The organism is Streptomyces cellostaticus (assembly GCF_023630175.1).
Classification (GTDB): domain Bacteria; phylum Actinomycetota; class Actinomycetes; order Streptomycetales; family Streptomycetaceae; genus Streptomyces; species Streptomyces cellostaticus_A.
The window spans coordinates 19,618-34,996 of record NZ_JALLIN010000005.1 but is presented as its reverse complement, the minus strand read 5'-3'; the positions used below and the strand labels follow the sequence as shown (position 1 = coordinate 34,996).

Annotated in this window: 14 protein-coding genes; 3 read left to right on the top strand and 11 right to left on the bottom strand. The window is 73.1% G+C overall.

All coding sequences use genetic code 11. The annotated features are described in order from the left end of the window. Nucleotides 1-167: 167 nt before the first annotated feature. The 7 genes from pheA to MXD57_RS04375 form a co-directional block, all read right to left on the bottom strand. The gene (pheA, locus tag MXD57_RS04405; RefSeq protein WP_250399939.1) at nt 168-1,100 is read right to left on the bottom strand and encodes a prephenate dehydratase; all 933 of its coding nucleotides are present in this window, start codon (nt 1,098-1,100) and stop codon (nt 168-170) included. Nucleotides 1,101-1,202: 102 nt separating this feature from the next. Further along, complete coding sequence (efeB, locus tag MXD57_RS04400) at nt 1,203-2,501, bottom strand: iron uptake transporter deferrochelatase/peroxidase subunit (protein WP_250399938.1); 1,299 nt, start codon at nt 2,499-2,501, stop codon at nt 1,203-1,205. 8 nt (nt 2,502-2,509) lie between these two features. Continuing rightward, the gene (locus MXD57_RS04395; protein ID WP_250399937.1) at nt 2,510-4,411 is read right to left on the bottom strand and encodes a copper resistance CopC/CopD family protein; all 1,902 of its coding nucleotides are present in this window, start codon (nt 4,409-4,411) and stop codon (nt 2,510-2,512) included. 12 nt (nt 4,412-4,423) lie between these two features. Beyond that, nucleotides 4,424-4,906, bottom strand: a complete 483-nt coding sequence (locus MXD57_RS04390) for a copper chaperone PCu(A)C (protein ID WP_250399936.1) — start codon at nt 4,904-4,906, stop codon at nt 4,424-4,426. Beyond that, entirely contained in the window at nt 4,903-5,556 is a 654-nt protein-coding gene (locus MXD57_RS04385; protein ID WP_250399935.1) for an SCO family protein, read from the bottom strand. The genes MXD57_RS04390 and MXD57_RS04385 overlap by 4 nt, the downstream gene beginning before the upstream one ends. Nucleotides 5,557-5,646: 90 nt before the next feature. Continuing rightward, nucleotides 5,647-6,381, bottom strand: a complete 735-nt coding sequence (locus tag MXD57_RS04380) for a YcnI family copper-binding membrane protein (protein WP_250399934.1) — start codon at nt 6,379-6,381, stop codon at nt 5,647-5,649. A 179-nt stretch (nt 6,382-6,560) separates the two neighbouring features. Beyond that, entirely contained in the window at nt 6,561-7,391 is an 831-nt protein-coding gene (locus MXD57_RS04375; RefSeq protein ID WP_250399933.1) for a hypothetical protein, read from the bottom strand. 241 nt (nt 7,392-7,632) lie between these two features. Here MXD57_RS04375 and MXD57_RS04370 point away from each other — a divergent pair, with 241 nt between their 5' ends. Next, nucleotides 7,633-8,079: an ATP-binding protein gene (locus MXD57_RS04370; protein ID WP_250399932.1), complete on the top strand. Its 447-nt coding sequence runs from the start codon at nt 7,633-7,635 to the stop codon at nt 8,077-8,079. A 160-nt stretch (nt 8,080-8,239) separates the two neighbouring features. On the opposite strand, the gene MXD57_RS04365 is transcribed toward MXD57_RS04370, so the two are convergent. Beyond that, nucleotides 8,240-9,727, bottom strand: coding sequence for an aminopeptidase P family protein (locus MXD57_RS04365; protein WP_250399931.1), 1,488 nt, complete (start codon nt 9,725-9,727; stop codon nt 8,240-8,242). Between the two features lie 181 nt (nt 9,728-9,908). Beyond that, nucleotides 9,909-11,345 (bottom strand): PP2C family protein-serine/threonine phosphatase, encoded by a 1,437-nt coding sequence (locus MXD57_RS04360; RefSeq protein ID WP_250399930.1) that lies wholly within the window; start codon nt 11,343-11,345, stop codon nt 9,909-9,911. A gap of 603 nt (nt 11,346-11,948) precedes the next feature. Between MXD57_RS04360 and MXD57_RS04355 the strand changes: the two genes are divergently transcribed. Both MXD57_RS04355 and MXD57_RS04350 read left to right on the top strand, forming a co-directional pair. Beyond that, complete coding sequence (locus MXD57_RS04355; protein ID WP_250399929.1) at nt 11,949-12,614, top strand: bifunctional DNA primase/polymerase; 666 nt, start codon at nt 11,949-11,951, stop codon at nt 12,612-12,614. Nucleotides 12,615-12,669: 55 nt separating this feature from the next. After that, the gene (locus MXD57_RS04350; RefSeq protein ID WP_374114650.1) at nt 12,670-13,284 is read left to right on the top strand and encodes a hypothetical protein; all 615 of its coding nucleotides are present in this window, start codon (nt 12,670-12,672) and stop codon (nt 13,282-13,284) included. A gap of 243 nt (nt 13,285-13,527) precedes the next feature. On the opposite strand, the gene MXD57_RS04345 is transcribed toward MXD57_RS04350, so the two are convergent. After that, complete coding sequence (locus MXD57_RS04345) at nt 13,528-14,493, bottom strand: DUF5926 family protein (RefSeq protein ID WP_250399928.1); 966 nt, start codon at nt 14,491-14,493, stop codon at nt 13,528-13,530. Nucleotides 14,494-14,645: 152 nt separating this feature from the next. Beyond that, nucleotides 14,646-15,284, bottom strand: coding sequence for an ATP-binding protein (locus MXD57_RS04340; protein ID WP_250400068.1), 639 nt, complete (start codon nt 15,282-15,284; stop codon nt 14,646-14,648). Nucleotides 15,285-15,379: the final 95 nt, after the last annotated feature.

Here is a 15,379-nt window from a genome sequence, read left to right as displayed (position 1 = left end):
GGTGACGTGCGGGACTGTGGCCCCAAGGGGGACTTCCGGGGCGATTTGTCGACGGAGCCGCCCGCCCTTGTCGACTTGTCCCCAGGTCGAGAAGCGTGCCTGTGGATAACTTCTGTGGATAACGAAGATATGCAGGTAGGACTGATCGGTGGCAGTCTACGGCTGCCTCAGAACCGGCCGTCCTGACAGCGCGCCACCCAGTCGGCGGCTGCCACGAACTCCTGGTCCGACGTGCCCGGCGGAGTGGCCCTGGCCTCACCGGGAAGGATGTCGGCGCGCGGATAGGAGCCCAGGAACCGCACCTGGAGGCAGATCCGTTTCAGCCCCATCAGCGCCTCGGCCATCCGCCGGTCGGAGATGTGCCCCTCGGCGTCGATGCAGAAGCAGTAGTTGCCGATGCCGGCCCCGGTCGGCCGGGACTGCAGCAGCATGAGGTTGATGCCCCGGCTGGCGAACTCGCCCAGCAGGTCGCGCAGGGCGCCCGGGTGGTCGTCCCGCTGCCACAGCACCACCGAGGTCTTGTCGGCACCGGTCGGTGCCGCGGGCCGGGCCGGGCGGCCGACGAGCACGAAGCGGGTCTGCGCGTTCTCCGCGTCGTGGATGCCGGTCTCCAGGGCCTCCAGACCGTACCGGGCGGCGGCGAACTCGCCCGCGAAGGCGGCGTCGTACTGGCCCTCCTGGACCAGTCGCGCGGCGTCCGCGTTCGAGGCGGCCGACTCCCAGTGCGCGTCCGGCAGGTTCGCCCTGAGCCAGTTGCGCACCTGCGGCTGGGCCGCCGGGTGCGCGGAGACCGTCTTGATGTCCGCCAGCCGGGTGCCCGGCCGGACCAGCAGCGCGAAGGTGATCGACAGCAGCACTTCGCGGTAGATCGTCAGCGGCTCGCCCGCGACCAGCTCGTCCAGGGTGGTGGTGATGCCGCCCTCGACGGAGTTCTCGATCGGCACGAACGCGGCCTCGGCCTCGCCGGCCCGCACCGCGTCCAGCGCGGACTGCACCGAGACGTAGGGCACCAGCTCCCGGGTGGCCGCCTCCGGAAGCGTGCGCAGGGCGACTTCGGTGAAGGTGCCTTCGGGACCGAGGTACGCATAGCTCGCTGGCATGTCCTCACCCTAATGGGCGCCGGGGCGAAGGACTTCCCCGTCTCATGGACGCCACTCGAACGGGTGGTTTGAGATCCCGGTCGGGTGGTGTTCCGGCGGTAATCACCCCTCCAGGAGCCGCTGTCCCACGTACTCTCCCTCGGCCGCGCCGCCGGGCACCGCGAACAGGCCACTGGCCTCGTGCCGGATGAACCTCGACAGTGCGTCTCCCCGGTCGAGCTTGCGCTGCACCGGTACGAAGCCGCGCAGCGGGTCCGCCTGCCAGCACACGAAGAGCAGTCCGGCGTCCGGCGTGCCGTCCCGGTCGATGCCGTCGTGGTAGGAGAACGGGCGCCGCAGCATGGCCGCGCCGCCGTTGCGGTCCGGCCGGGTGATCCGGGCGTGGGCGTTGATGGGAACGGCCGGCCCGCCCTCGGCGTCGGTCTTGTCCAGATCCATCGGCGTCGTCTCGTCGCCGCCGGACAGCGGCGCCCCGGTGTCCTTGCGGCGGCCGATGACCGCTTCCTGGGCCGCGACCGGCAGCTTCTCCCAGTCGTCGAGCAGCATGCGGATACGGCGCACGACGGCGTAGGAGCCGTTCGCCATCCACGCGGGCTCCGCCGAGGCGGGCACGAAGATCCGACGGTCGAAGTCGGCGTCCGCGGGCCTGGGGTTCCGGGTGCCGTCGATCTGGCCCATGAGGTTGCGCGCCGTCATGGGGTGGGCGGTGGCGCCGGGGCTGCGGTTGAAGCCGTTCATCTGCCAGCGGACGCCGGCCGCCTGGCCGGCGTCGCTCTGGATGGCGCGCAGGGCGTGGAAGGCGACGAGGGCGTCGTCCGCGCCGATCTGCACCCACAGGTCGCCGTCGCTGCGCGCCTTGTCGAGCCGGTCGGAGGAGAAGTCGGGCAGCGGGTCCAGGGCCGTCGGCCGCTGCTTCTCCAGACCGGTCCGCCCGAAGAAGCCGTGGCCGAAGCCGAAGGTGATCGTCAGTGAGGACGGTCCCGCGTCCAGCGCCACGCCGGTGTCGCCGTGGGGGGCCGTCTCCCCCGCCATCAGCCGCTCGGCCGTCGCCGACCAGCGGCGCAGCAGGGCCGCCGCCTCCTTGCGGCCCGCCCCCGCCGCGAGGTCGAAGGCCACGAGGTGGCCGCTGGCCTGGAGCGCCTCGGTGATGCCGGGCTGATGTTTCCCGTGAAACATCGCCCGGCCGGCGCCCACCGAGGTGAGCGGAGTGGCCCGGGCGGGCGCCGAGGCGTATCCCACGGCCCCGCCGGCCGCGCCGAGCGCCAGCCCGGTGGCACCGGCGGTGCCGAGCAGCGTGCGCCGGGAGACGCCGGGGCGGCCCTCGGCCGCGTCACCGTGGGCGCCCGGCCCGCGGGTGGGGGAGCCGGGTGTGCGGGTCTCGGGAAGGGACTGTTCGGGCATGGTGTGGTTCAGCCGATCTGCGCGTTCTTGGAGACGGTCACCTGGTCGATGTCGGAGGTCCGCACGGTCACGGCGACCTTCCAGTCGCCCGCCATGGGGATCTGCACTCCGCGCGCCGCCCAGTGGCCGGTGCTGATGTGGTCCGGGGTCACGGGAAGCGGCCCGATCCTTCTCGTCTCGAGGGTGAGGGCGACCTTCACGTCGGGGACGTCGAAGGCGCGTCCGTTGGGCCGCTGTACGTAGACGTGCATCTCGTTGCCGCCCACGCGCGCGGGGTCGAAGTCGATCCGGACCAGGCCCTTGCCGTCGGTGCCGCCGGTGTCGAAGGGCATGTCCAGGGTCAGCGCGCCGGACGAGGACGCCGCGGAACTCGACGAGGACGAGGAGGCCGCCCTGGCGTCCAGCTCGGTACGGCCCGGCTCGGTCTGGGTCAGCCAGGTGGTGACGGCGAGCAGGACGACCGCGACCGCGGCCTCGGTGAGCACCGAGCGGCGCAGTCCGAAGCGGTTCGGGTCCGCGTCACGCTGCCGCTTCCGCAGGGCGGCGTCCACGGCGGCCCGCTGCCGGGCAAGCTGGGCGGCGCGCTTCCCGTCGCCGGGGGCGGCCTCCCGGCCGGCGGAGGCCGGCGCGGAGACGGGCTCCTTCGCGGGCTGCCCGGTCCGTCCGGTCTCGCCGACCGGGTCCGCGAGCCGTCCGGTCCATCGCCGGGAGATCCAGGCGACGCCGACCAGCAGGGCCACCAGCGCGATCTTGACCAGCAGCAGTTGCCCGTACCGGGTCTCGGTGAACGCCGACCAGGAGCCGAGCTGCCGCCAGGACTGGTAGGTGCCGGTGGCGACGAGGGCGAGCACGGAGGCGAAGGCGAGGCGGGAGAAGCGGTGGACTGCGGCGGCCTCGACCGGGTTGTCGGCGGGAGCCCGGTACAGGGCGACGAGCAGGGCGGTGACGCCGCCCAGCCAGGCGGCGACGGCCAGCAGGTGCAGTACGTCGACGGGCATGGCGATGCCCGGCTGGAGTCCGGTGGAGGCGTGCTCGGCCATGGCCCAGCTCGCCGCGAGCCCGGAGGCCACGACCACCCCGCCGACGGCCAGTCCGAAGGTCAGGTCCCGCTTCTCCTCGTCCTCCTCCCGCCGGTTGTAGGCGCCGAAGAGGACGGCGATGAACAGCGCGGCCGCGGCGAGCAGCAGCAGCCGTGAGACCAGGGCCGCGCCGGTCTTGGTCTGCAGCACCTGGCCGAGCAGGGTCAGGTCGAAGACGTCGCCGAACTTCCCCGAGGAGGTGTAGGAGCCGCGCAGGAGCAGCAGCCAGAGCGTGGCCCCGGTGAGCGCCAGCCAGCCGCCCACCACCAGCCGCTGCAGGGCCCGTACGCCCGAGCCGCGCTGCCAGCAGGCCAGCACGAAGGCGGCGCCGCCCGTCAGCACGATGAAGCCGGCGTAGGAGACGTACCGGCCGAGGGAGTAGAGCCGGCCGACGGCCGTGTCGCCCGCCGTCGTGCCGATGCCGGAGACGACGGTCTGCGACGGTGCCCCGATGGAGAAGGTGTAGGCGCCGGCGACCGGGTGGCTGTCCGCCGAGACGACCTGGTAGCCGACCGTGTACGTGCCCTTGGCCAGGCCGCCCTTGAGCTTCACGGCGTAGGTGGTCCCGCTCACGTTGAACGGCGAACCGACCTGGACCTTCGTGCCCTTGGGGTCGAGGACCTGAAGCGAGTCGTCGTTCATCGCCACCTTCTCGGAGAAGGTGAGCGACACCTGGGTGGGCGCCTTGTCGACCACCACCCCCTGCGCGGGGTCGCTGCCGGTCAGCGCGGCGTGCGCGGCGGCCGGACCGGCGCCCGCGAGCAGCGCGCCGGTGACGGCGATGAGCAGCAGCACCAGGGTGCGCAGGCGGGGGGTGGTGGTCCGCGTCAAGGTGGTCCCTCCTCAGTGTCCGGTCGAAGGGTTGTACGTGGCGGACTTCACCGGCATCTCGACGGTGAGGGGCTCGGACTTGGCGAACGTGAGCTTCAGGGTCACGTGCTGGCCCTGCTTCGGGCTGCGCCTCAGCCCCTCGAACATCAGATGGTTGCCGCCGCTCCTGAAGACCAGCCGGCCGTGGGCGGGTATCGCGAAGGAGGTCTTCTCCCGCATGGCTCCGCCGACGGTGCTGTGCATGGTGACCCGGTCGGCGACGTCGCTGCTGACCGAGGTCAGCGTGTCCTGCGCGCCGCCCCGGTTGCTGACGGTCAGGAACCCGGCGGCCATGTCGGGGGAGACCGGCTGGGGCATGTACGGCGAACTCACGGACAGCTCGGCCCCCGAGGCGCCGGAGCCGGAGTCCGGTCCGGAGCCGGAGCCGGAGCCGCAGGCCGTGAGCGCCAGGGCGCCGGCGAGGGCGGTCGCGGACAGAACGGTACGCCCGGTCACGGCCTGGCTCCCTTCACGAGCTCGGGCAGGTCCTTGGTGTAGTCGTCGACGGTGGTGTCCTCGCCGTAGACGACGTAGCCGTCGTCGGTCTTCGGGGAGAAGGCGATGACCTGGGTGCCGTGCACCGAGACGACCTCGCCGTCCTTGTCCTTCGTCGTCGGCTCGATGGAGATGCCCAGCGAGCGGGCGCCGGCCTGGATGGTGGCGAAGTCGCCGGTCAGGCCGGTGAACCCGGGGTCGATGCCCTTCAGCCACTTGCCCAGCTCGGCGGGGGTGTCGCGGCCGGGGTCCGTGGTGACGAAGACGACCCGGAGATCGTCCTGCTCGGCCTTGGGCAGCGCCTTCTTGGCGACGGCGATGTTGCTCATCGTCGTCGGGCAGATGTCGGGGCAGTGCGTGTAGCCGAAGTAGACGAGGGTCGGGTGGCCCTTGGTCTCGGCGCGCAGGTCGTACTTCTTGCCGTGGGTGTCGGTCAGGACCAGGTCCGGCTTCTCGAACGGCCGGTCGAGGATGGTCGCGGCCTTGCCCGAGTCGGAATCCTCGGAGACCACGGAGACCGGTGACGCGGTGTCGTCACCGCTGCCGCAGGCGGAGAGGGTCAGGGAGGCGGCGGCGAGCAGCGCGGCCGCGGCGAACGTCTTCTTGCGCATAGAAAAATGTCCCAGATGTAATGACTCCGGCACGCACCGGGGGGCGTACGAAAGGGTCGCACGACCCCCGGTGCGCGCGCGGAACGGTGATCAGGCGGTCCGGCGGCGGCCCGCGAGGAGGCCGTAGGCCACGCCCGCGGCACCGATGACGATGCCGGCCACGCCGAGCACGCGTGCGGTGGTGTCGCTGCCGCCCTCGGCGCCCTCGGCGGCGGCGGTGTGCCCGGCCTTGCCGTCGGTCGTGCCGTCCTTCTCGTCGTCGGCGGCCGAGGTGCCGTGGTGGTCGTCGGTGGCGGCGGACAGCTCCAGCACCGGGGCCGGGTTCTCCGGCTCGGCCTGGCCCTCCTGCGGCACCTCGATCCAGCGCACGACCTCCTTGTTGGAGTACGTCTGGACCGCCTTGAACACGAGCTGGTCGGTGTCCTCGGGCAGGGCGCCGACGGAGAGCGGGAACTTCTGGAAGAAGCCGGGCTCGATGCCCTTGCCGTCGGCGGTCCAGGTGACCTTGGTGACGGCCTCGTCGATCTTCCTCCCGTGCATGGTCAGCGGCTTGTCCAGCTTGGACTTGGTGACCTTCACGCTCCAGCCGGGCAGCGGCTGGGGCATGACCGACGCCAGCGGGTGGTCGGCGGGGAAGTTCACCTCGAGCTCGGTGGTCGAGGCGTTGTCGCGCTCGTTGGGGACCTTGAAGTCGACGACCGCGTAGCCGCCCTTGGCCGCGGTTCCTTCGGGCTGCACGCCGACGTGCGCGAAGGCGGTGCCGGACAGGGCGAGGACGGCCGAGCCCGCGACGGCGGTGGCGGCGGCGATACGAGAAGCCTTCATGGCAGGGAGCACTCCACTTCGAGTGAGTTTCCGGTGGTGGTCGGGGGTACGCGTGCGCGTGGCGGTGCGCTTTCGCTGTGCCACCGGGTGATGCGCGCACGCGCGCGTGCCGCACGACGGCGGCTCCTCCCGTCCGGCTCGTCCGTTTCCGGCTCCGGTGCGGTGGTGCTCGCTTCGCGTCAGGCGGCGAGAAGGAACGCGGCGGCGGGCGGGCCGCGCCGGATCACCGTGTGCTGGAGTGCTGTGGTGCGCGGGGCGGGGGGTTCGTCGCGCGGAGCGCGGCGGGCGCGCGGACGCGGTTCGGCGGCGGGCAGCAGCCCGGCGCACAGTGCGCGGGCCAGCGCGAGCGCCGCGCGCAGGGAGCGTACGAGTGCCGCCTCCGTGACCCCGTGCGCCGACAGCTCCATCAGCCGCAGCACGGCCAGATCGCCCCGGCGCAGCACCCAGCCGGCTGCGACGGCGGCCAGGACGTGGGCGAGGACCATCGGCACGGAGGGCAGCATCGACGCCGATGAGCCGCCGGAGCCGGCGGCCGTGTGCGCCATGGCGGGCATGCCGCCCGCCGGGTCGCCCGCGGGGTCGATGAGGTGCGCGTCGAGCAGGAGCCGGTAGGCGTGTCCGGGGGTGAGCGCCGACGGGCTGGACCCGCACAGCAGCCGGGCGGCCCGTTCGACGAGCACGCTGTCGCCCGCCGACGTGCTCATCGGCCCCATGGACATCGCGCCGGGGGTCCCGTGCTGCCCCAGTCCGAACAGTACGTGCAGCGCGGTCTGGCCGAGCGCGAGGAGCGTGGCGATCCCGGGCAGCGAGCGTGCGCGCCCGGCGAGCGGCGCCGCGAGCAGCAGGGAGCCGAGGAATCCCGCACCGAGCGTCCACAGGGGCACGCGCGCGCAGGAGGCCAGTGCGTGCCCGCCCGCGGCCAGCACGACACAGACCGCGGCGAACACCGCGGCCCGTAGCATCCGGAGCCCGGCTCCGGGCCGTGCCGTGCGGGGGTGGGGGGCAGTCATGGCGGGGCCATCATCGCACTGGACCGGCACGCGCCCCACGGCAGGTCACCGGAATCGGTCGCCCTGCGCACACCGTCGGCATGACCGGAAGATCCCTTGCGCCGGAATCGGTTCCGCCGTCCACCGTTTCCGTCCGGGCCGCGTCGCCCCTATGGGCGGCGTCATGTGAACGGTGCGCTTACGGCCGGGCACGCGCGGCAATAGGTAACGGTATGTCGAGCCGCGGCCGGGAGGCTGGAGCATGAGCATCTGGTGGTCACTCCATCTGCGTCGCGAGGCCGCCAGCGTCCCCCTCGCACGCCGGCTGTTCATCGGCACCATGGAGACCGCGGGCGTCGACCCGGACGTCTGCTACGACCTGTCCGTCGCCCTCAGCGAGGCCTGTGCGAACGCCGTCGAGCACGGCGGGGACGGCGCGCGCACCGGCCGCTCGGAGGCGTACCGGGTGACCGCCTACCTCGACGGCGAGAAGTGCCGTATCGAGGTGGCCGATTCGGGGCCGGGCTTCACCGCGGCCCAGGACCCCGGGCCCCCGCGCGCGGACGCGGAGCACGGCCGCGGGATCTGTCTGATCAGGGAGCTCGCCGATCACGTGCACATCGGTGGCAAGCCGGGACGGGGCGGGACCGTGGTCAGCTTCGACAGGATCCTCAAGTGGAGGAAGGATCCGTCCCTGCTCACGGCCTGACGGGGGTCGAGCAGCGGCGCGTGGCGGAACTGCCGACTCGTCCAGCGCGTGTCGCACGACCGGGCTCCGCTGCCCGGAGGGCCGTCCCGCCCGGCCCACCGCGGCGGACGGTGGCCGGGCGCCCGTGGGGTGCCCGGCCACCGTCCGCTCGGGGGTGCTGTCAGCCCTTCAGGGCCGCCATCCACGCCTCGACCTCGTCGGAGCGGCGCGGCAGGCCCGCCGAGAGGTTCCGGTTGCCGTCCGCGGTGACGAGGATGTCGTCCTCGATGCGGACGCCGATGCCCCGGTACTCCTCCGGGACCGTCAGGTCGTCGGCCTGGAAGTACAGGCCCGGCTCGACGGTGAGGACCATGCCCGGCTCCAGCGTGCCGTCGACGTAGGCCTCGGTGCGGGCGGCCGCGCAGTCGTGGACGTCCATGCCGAGCATGTGACCGGTGCCGTGCAGCGTCCAGCGCCGCTGCAGGCCCAGCTCAAGGACGCGCTCGACCGGGCCCTCGACCAGGCCCCACTCGACGAGCCGCTCGGCGAGCACGCGCTGGGCGGCGTCGTGGAAGTCGCGGAACTTGGCGCCCGGCCTCACCGCCGCGATGCCGGCCTCCTGGGCCTCGTACACGGCGTCGTAGACCTTCTTCTGGATCTCGCTGTACGTGCCGTTGACGGGCAGTGTGCGCGTGACGTCGGCGGTGTACAGCGTGTGCGTCTCCACACCGGCGTCCAGCAGGAGCAGGTCGCCGGAGCGCACCGGGCCGTCGTTGCGCACCCAGTGCAGCGTGCAGGCGTGCGGGCCGGCCGCGCAGATGGAGCCGTAGCCGATGTCGTTGCCCTCCACGCGCGCGCGGAGGAAGAACGTGCCCTCGATGTAGCGCTCGCTCGTCGCCTCGGCCTTGTCGAGGACCTTCACCACGTCCTCGAAGCCGCGGACCGTGGAGTCGACGGCCTTCTGGAGCTCGCCGACCTCGAACTCGTCCTTGACCAGCCGGGCCTCGGAGAGGAAGACGCGCAGCTCCTCGTCGCGCTCGGCGGTCACCTTGTCGGTCAGGGCGGCCTCGATGCCGGCGTCGTGGCCGCGTACGACGCGCACCGGTCCGGTGGCCTCGCGCAGCCGGTCGGCCAGCTCGCGCACGTCGGCGGCCGGGATGCCGTACAGCACCTCGGACTCGGTGAGCGAGTGGCGGCGGCCCACCCACAGCTCGCCCTGGCCGGACAGCCAGAACTCGCCGTTCTCGCGGTCGGAGCGGGGCAGGAGGTAGATCGTCTCCTTGTGCCCGCCGGCCGTGGGCTCCAGGACGAGGACGCCGTCCTCGGTCTGGTTGCCGGTGAGGTAGGCGTACTCGACGGAGGCCCGGAAGGCGTACTCCGTGTCGTTCGAGCGGGTCTTCAGGTTGCCCGCGGGGACGACCAGGCGCTCGCCGGGGAAGCGCGCGGAGAGCGCGGCACGGCGGCGCGCCGTCTCGGCGGCCTGCGGAACGGGCCGCAGGTCACGCATCTCCGTGTCGGCCCACCCGGACTGCATGTTCTCGGCCAGCTCGTCGGAGACGCCCGGGTACAGGCCGTTCTTCCGCTGCTTGATGGGCTCCTCGGCCTCGGCTTCCGGACCCGCTGCGGTGGCAGCCTCGTCGGTGACAGCCGGGTTGAGCTCGTCGGCCACGTGATCCTCCTCGATACGCCATGTGATCTCCCCCCGGGCCCGCGACGCTCCTGCTCGTGGCCGAGCGGGGACCTCCATCATCGTACGGTCGCACCGCGGGCGGCCCGGGGCCGGAACGGCTGTTATGGCCGGTCATGCCAGACGGTCCGGGTCCGGCCACGGCGCGTGGCCGGGGTGGCGCTCAGTCGAAGCGGGCGGCGAGCAGGACCACGTCCTCCGGGCTGTCCGCCGTGTCCAGGCCGTCCGGCAGCACGGTGCGCAGCACGTGGTCGGTGACCGCCTCCGGGTCGTGGCGCAGCGCGCGCGGGATACCGGCGGCCGCCGCGTGCAGCCGGGCGAAGGCGCGGTCCATGGGGTCGCCGGTGCGGTGCAGCAGCCCGTCGGTGTAGAGCAGGACCGTGTCGCCCGCCTCGGCCTGCACCTCCACGCTGGGCGCCTCCCAGCAGGCGAGCATGCCGAGCGGGGCGGAGACCGAGGTCTCAGCGAACTCGGTGCGCCGTTCGCCGATCAGCAGCGGCGGGCTGTGCCCGGCACCGGCCAGGGTGACCCGGCGCAGCGCCGGTTCACAGTAGGCGAACAGCGCGGTGGCCGAACGCGCGGGCTCGGTCAGCCGCAGCAGCAGCTCCAGGTCGGACAGCACGGCGACCGGATCCTCGCCCTCCATGACGGCGTAGGCCCGCAGGGACGCGCGCAGCCGGCCCATGGCGGCCACCGCGCTGGGCCCGGAGCCGGTGACCGAGCCGACGGAGAGGCCGAGGGCGGCGTCGGGCAGCGGCAGTGCGTCGTACCAGTCGCCGCCGCCGCGCGGGGAGGTGCGGTGCCGCGCGGCGAGCTGGACGCCGGCCACCCGGGGCAGCCGGGACGGGAGCAGTTCCTCGGTGATGGTGGCCATGCACGCGCGCGTGCGCTCCACTTCCAGCAGCCGGGCCAGGTGCTCCGCGGCGTGCCGGACGTAGAGGCCGGCCAGGTGGCGGCGGCGCTCGTCCGGCTCGGCGGGCTCGTCGTAGAGCCACACGGCGGCACCGAGACGACCGGCGGACCCGGTGGACAGGGGCAGGGCGTAACTGGCGGCGTAGCCGAGGCGGGCGGCCACCTCGCGGTGGCGGGGGTCCAGGCCGTCCTCGGCGAGGAGGTCCGGGTGGGCGACCCCGTCGTGCGGACCGGTGCCCCGGCCGCCGTCGAGCAGAGTGCCGTGCGGCAGGGCGTCGCGCGGCACGGTCTCCAGGTGGCCGAGATCGGCGCGGCCGAGACCCAGTCCGGCGGTGGTACGGGGGCCGAGCCCGTCGGCGGGCTCCAGGACGACCAGTCCGCGGCGGGCGCCGACGAGGGCGGAACCGGCGCGCAGCAGCTCCTGGAGGGCGGGGTCGAGCGCGTTCGTCGCGGACAGGCGTTCGGTCAGTTCGTGGAGGGTGGTGAGGTCCGAGACCCAGCCGGCCAGCCGGTCCTGGAGCAGTGCCCCGGGGGCGGGGCCGGTGGGAGCGGGGTTGCTCCTGACCGGAAGCGCGGCGTCCGGGGCGCGGGTGGCGTCCGGGGCCGGGGGTGCGGGCGCGACAGTGTGTGCGGGCGTGGGAACCGTTGGATCGATTCCAGCCACTTTCGGGGGGTGGGGGGCACTCATGGCGTCCGGCCTTCAGACCGGTGCGTATTGCTCAGAAGCATCGCAAACCCCCATGTCATTCTGCGCCGCTAGCAGTGTCTCCACATGTACACGCACTCGTGAGGGGATGTCCAGCATTGTCCTGCGAGGATTCCTGGTGTCCATGGGTTTGAAGTGGCTTTCTCTCGAAACCCTTGTCCTACTGCCAAGTTGGCCTAAAACTGCCTCGGGTAACGGCTCTTTGCGGTCGACTGGCGTCGTTCCACGGAGCGTCACAACGGTCGTGATGGGTACGTACTCGATGAAGGCCAGGGGTGGTTGGGGGCCACCCGGAACCTGGCGCCGGACCCGGACGTCATAGCCATCGACGGCCGAGCCCCATCCTCCCGTGGCGGAGGCGGAGAGAAACACGCGCGACGGCAAACGCCATGCTTCGCCACCCCCGCGCCGCACCCGTGCTTCCGGTGGACGCACCGAGGCCGCGGCCGACGACCGACCCCTGGGGTCCCCCTGCCGTGCGCAGGGGTGTGATGCGCCAACAGGTACGCACAGTGCAGAGATCGACACATGGTGTGATGTGGCCCACGGTGTTGCCAGCGGTGCAACGGAAAGGAACGAGCGCTCATGCGCGAGATCCTCGGAAGGCGACGCAGGCTCCTGTCCAGGCGGAACGACGGGAGGCCCGAGCCGATCGGCGCGGCCCTGACCTTCGCGACGGAATGGCAGTGGCCGGTACTCCCGGGTGTGGCCCCGGACCCGCAGGGCCGGGTCGGCTGCGCCTGCCCGGACCCGGAGTGCTCGGTGCCCGGCGCCCACCCCTTCGACCCCGGTCTGCTCGCGGCCACCACCGACGCGCGCATGGTGCGCTGGTGGTGGGCCAACCGGCCGGGCGCGCCGATCGTCCTCGCCACCGGTGGCACGGCGCCCTGCGCGGTCAGCCTGCCGGCGCCCGCGGCGGCCCGCGCCCTCGATCTGCTCGACCGGCGGGGCATGCGTCTCGGCCCGGTGGTCGCCGCGCCCACCCGCTGGGCGGTGCTCGTCAAGCCGTACTCCATGGAGCAGCTCGGCGAACTGCTCTACGCCAAGGACTTCGTGCCCGGTTCCCTGCGCTTCCACGGGGAGGGCGGCTACATCGCCCTGCCGCCGTCCGAGACCGCTGAGGGCGGTGTCCGCTGGGAGCGCGCCCCGCTGCCCGGCTCGGCCTCGCCCTGGGTGCCCGACGTGGAGGCGGTGGTGGACGCCGTGGTCGACGCCCTCACTCGTACGGGTGTGAGCGCGCCCGAGTTGTAGGAGTGTCCGGCGCGGACGCGGCCCGCGCCGGACCGTGGTCGTTATCTTCCGCTACATGCTGCGCACTCCTGGGGGCGGCCGCGCACGGTCGCCGCACCGCGGCGGGCCGGACTCCCGACGGCTTCGTCTGTTCGCCCTCGTGGGCATCATGGTGGCCGTGGTCGCCCTGCCGCTGGCCTTGGCGTCCACCGGGCGGATGGGCGACGCCGCCGCGCCCCGGCGGGCGGGCGGCCGGGACGCCGCCGGCGCCCTCGCGGGCGGTGACGCGAAGATGCCGTCGGCGGCCCCCTCGCGCTCGCCCCTGCTGCTCGGCCTCGGCCTGGCCACCGCGGCCCGCTGCGGGCCGGAACTCTTTGCCGCGGCCGGCATCGAGGCCCAGACCTGCGTGCTGACCCAGGGCGAGGACACCTGGGCGCGCACCTACATCCGCAACGCCACCGGTGAGGCCATGGAGCCGGTGCTGACCATGAGGGGACCCGGCGGCCGCACCGCGCAGGTCCACTGCGCCACGGGCGCCGACGGCGGGCCCGTCACCTGCGAGACACCCCGTGAGCGCAGCCGGGGCGGGCCGGACGCCTACACGGCCGTCACCGAGTTCGCCGTACGCGGCACCGGCGAGCCGCTGCTGCTGCGCTCGGGCAGCAACTCCGAACTGACAAAAGGCAGTTGACGTACGGCGGGGAAGTGTCCACCGGGTTTGGACATGGAAAGGCCCGGTTGCTGGCGACGGGGGATGCACCAGCAACCGGGCTACTGGAACGGTAACAAGAGATCGGCGGTTCGCAAATTCGATCTCGGCTATTCGGACACCGATTCCACTGTCGTGCCGGACAGTTGTGACAGGAGTCACCCGATCCCGGTTCCGACCCACGGCTGACCGGTCGGTCAGCCGTGGGGCGGGTGCCGCCGCACGTCAGCTGAGCGTGACCTGCCGGTTGGTCAGCCCGCCGCGGGCCCGGCGCTCCTCGGGGGTGAGCGGATCGCCGGACGCGAGGGCGGCGGCGAGCCGCTCGGCGAACTCGGCGGCCGGCTTCTCCACGTCCTCGGCCGTGACCCCGCTCGGCAGGTCCCAGACCGGCACCGTGAGCCCGTGAGCACGGAAGGAGCCCACCAGCCGGGTGCCCTCGCCGAGGCTGGACCGGCCCGCGGCGTGCAGCCGGGCGAGAGCGTCCAGAAGCTGCTCCTCCGGGTGCGGCATGACCCAGCGCAGGTGGTTCTTCTCCGGCGTCTCGCACCAGTAGGCCGCGTCCACACCGGACAGCTTCACGGTCGGGATGGCGGCGTCGTTGGCCCGCTCGAGAGAGGCGGTCACCTCCGGCGTGGCGTTCTCCGCGTCCGGCACCCAGAACTCGAAGCCGCTGTGCACCACCGGCTCGAACGGGGCCTTTGGGGCGAGCAGCTCCTGCAGCCGGGGGCCGTCGGCGGGCGCGCGGCGGCCCTCCACCGGCGAGCCCGGCGCCGCCTCGAGCGCGCGCCGGAGGGTGTCGGCGAGGTCGCGGCTGATGTCGCCGGAGGGCGTGTCGTTCTGCAGGCCGAGCAGGACCGAGCCGTCGTCGCGGCGCAGCGCCGGCCAGGCCATCGGCAGCACCGTGGCCAGGGTGACCGAGGGAACACCCTCGGGCAGGCCGTCGGCGAGGGTCAGTTCGACGGTGGCGGCGGGCACCAGCTCGCGCAGCGCCACCCAGTCGCACTCGCCCGGCAGCCCCTCGAACGGGCGGCGCACCAGCTCGGTCACGGCGTGCGCGGCGGCCCGGCCGTGACATGCCTTGTAGCGCCGGCCGCTGCCGCAGGGGCAGGGCTCGCGGGCACCGACCACCGGGATGTCCCCGTCTGCCTGCTGCGGGCGCTTGGCCTTCGTCTGGGGTCGCTTCTTGGCCATGGTGGGGTCTCCCGGTTACGGCTCGTCTGGTACGGGCGGGAGCCTAGCCGTTCGCGCCCCGACCCACGGGAACCTGTGGACAACAACGGACGCGCGGGCGGCGCCGACAACCCGGTGCCGCCCGCGCGGGCCGCGCCGCGGACCGTGTGTGCTCAGCCCAGTTCGTCGAACGCGTCCGCGAAGTCCAGCTCGGCCATGGCCGGGACCGGGGACGGTGTGACGCGCGTAGCGAAACCCCCGCGCCGGCACCCGGCGTCCGGATCATGGACGTCCTCGTGGACCACGGCCCAGACCGTCACCTCGCCCTGGATGTCGTCCCGGACCCCCCAGTCGTCGGCGAGCGCCGTGATGATGTTCAGTCCGCGACCGCCGTGCGCGGTGACCGACGGAGTCGCCGGGGCCGGGCGGGTCGGGCCGCCGCCGTCCGTCACCTCGACGATGAGCCGTCCACGCGCGTCCACCTTCCACGCGGCGCGCACCGCCCCGTCCCCTGCCGGGGCGTCCCCGAGCGGCCGCCCGTGCTTGCAGGCGTTGCTCAGGAGTTCGGAAAGGATCAGTACGGCGTCGTCGACGACCGACTCCGACACCCCGCCGCCGCGCAGTTGCGCGCGCATCCGGTGCCTCGCCTTCCCCACGCCCGCAGGGCCATGGGCAACGGCCATGCTCGACGACGTGGGCACCTGCTGTGCCACCACCAACGCCACCCCCGAGACCTCCTTCGCCCCACGCCACGGTGTGGATGCCCCAATGGCCTGTACCGGAAACCGGCCAGTCCTCTTCCGCCGACGCATTCGCACCGTCTGCACACACGACGAATACGCCGGAGCACTCCCTGTGACTGGTCGGTCACTCTGTGGCTGGATTTCAGGGGTGTGGCCGAGAATGG

Excerpts from the sequence above, each read along its gene's own strand:
- MXD57_RS04340 (WP_250400068.1), bottom strand. The coding sequence starts at position 15,284 with ATGCGTCGGCGGAAGAGGACTGGCCGGTTTCCGGTACAGGCCATTGGG.
- MXD57_RS04345 (WP_250399928.1), bottom strand. The coding sequence starts at position 14,493 with ATGGCCAAGAAGCGACCCCAGACGAAGGCCAAGCGCCCGCAGCAGGCA.
- MXD57_RS04385 (WP_250399935.1), bottom strand. The coding sequence starts at position 5,556 with ATGCGCAAGAAGACGTTCGCCGCGGCCGCGCTGCTCGCCGCCGCCTCC.
- MXD57_RS04380 (WP_250399934.1), bottom strand. The coding sequence starts at position 6,381 with ATGAAGGCTTCTCGTATCGCCGCCGCCACCGCCGTCGCGGGCTCGGCC.
- MXD57_RS04355 (WP_250399929.1), top strand. The coding sequence starts at position 11,949 with ATGCGCGAGATCCTCGGAAGGCGACGCAGGCTCCTGTCCAGGCGGAAC.
- efeB (WP_250399938.1), bottom strand. The coding sequence starts at position 2,501 with ATGCCCGAACAGTCCCTTCCCGAGACCCGCACACCCGGCTCCCCCACC.
- pheA (WP_250399939.1), bottom strand. The coding sequence starts at position 1,100 with ATGCCAGCGAGCTATGCGTACCTCGGTCCCGAAGGCACCTTCACCGAA.
- MXD57_RS04350 (WP_374114650.1), top strand. The coding sequence starts at position 12,670 with ATGCTGCGCACTCCTGGGGGCGGCCGCGCACGGTCGCCGCACCGCGGC.
- MXD57_RS04375 (WP_250399933.1), bottom strand. The coding sequence starts at position 7,391 with ATGACTGCCCCCCACCCCCGCACGGCACGGCCCGGAGCCGGGCTCCGG.
- MXD57_RS04360 (WP_250399930.1), bottom strand. The coding sequence starts at position 11,345 with ATGAGTGCCCCCCACCCCCCGAAAGTGGCTGGAATCGATCCAACGGTT.
- MXD57_RS04370 (WP_250399932.1), top strand. The coding sequence starts at position 7,633 with ATGAGCATCTGGTGGTCACTCCATCTGCGTCGCGAGGCCGCCAGCGTC.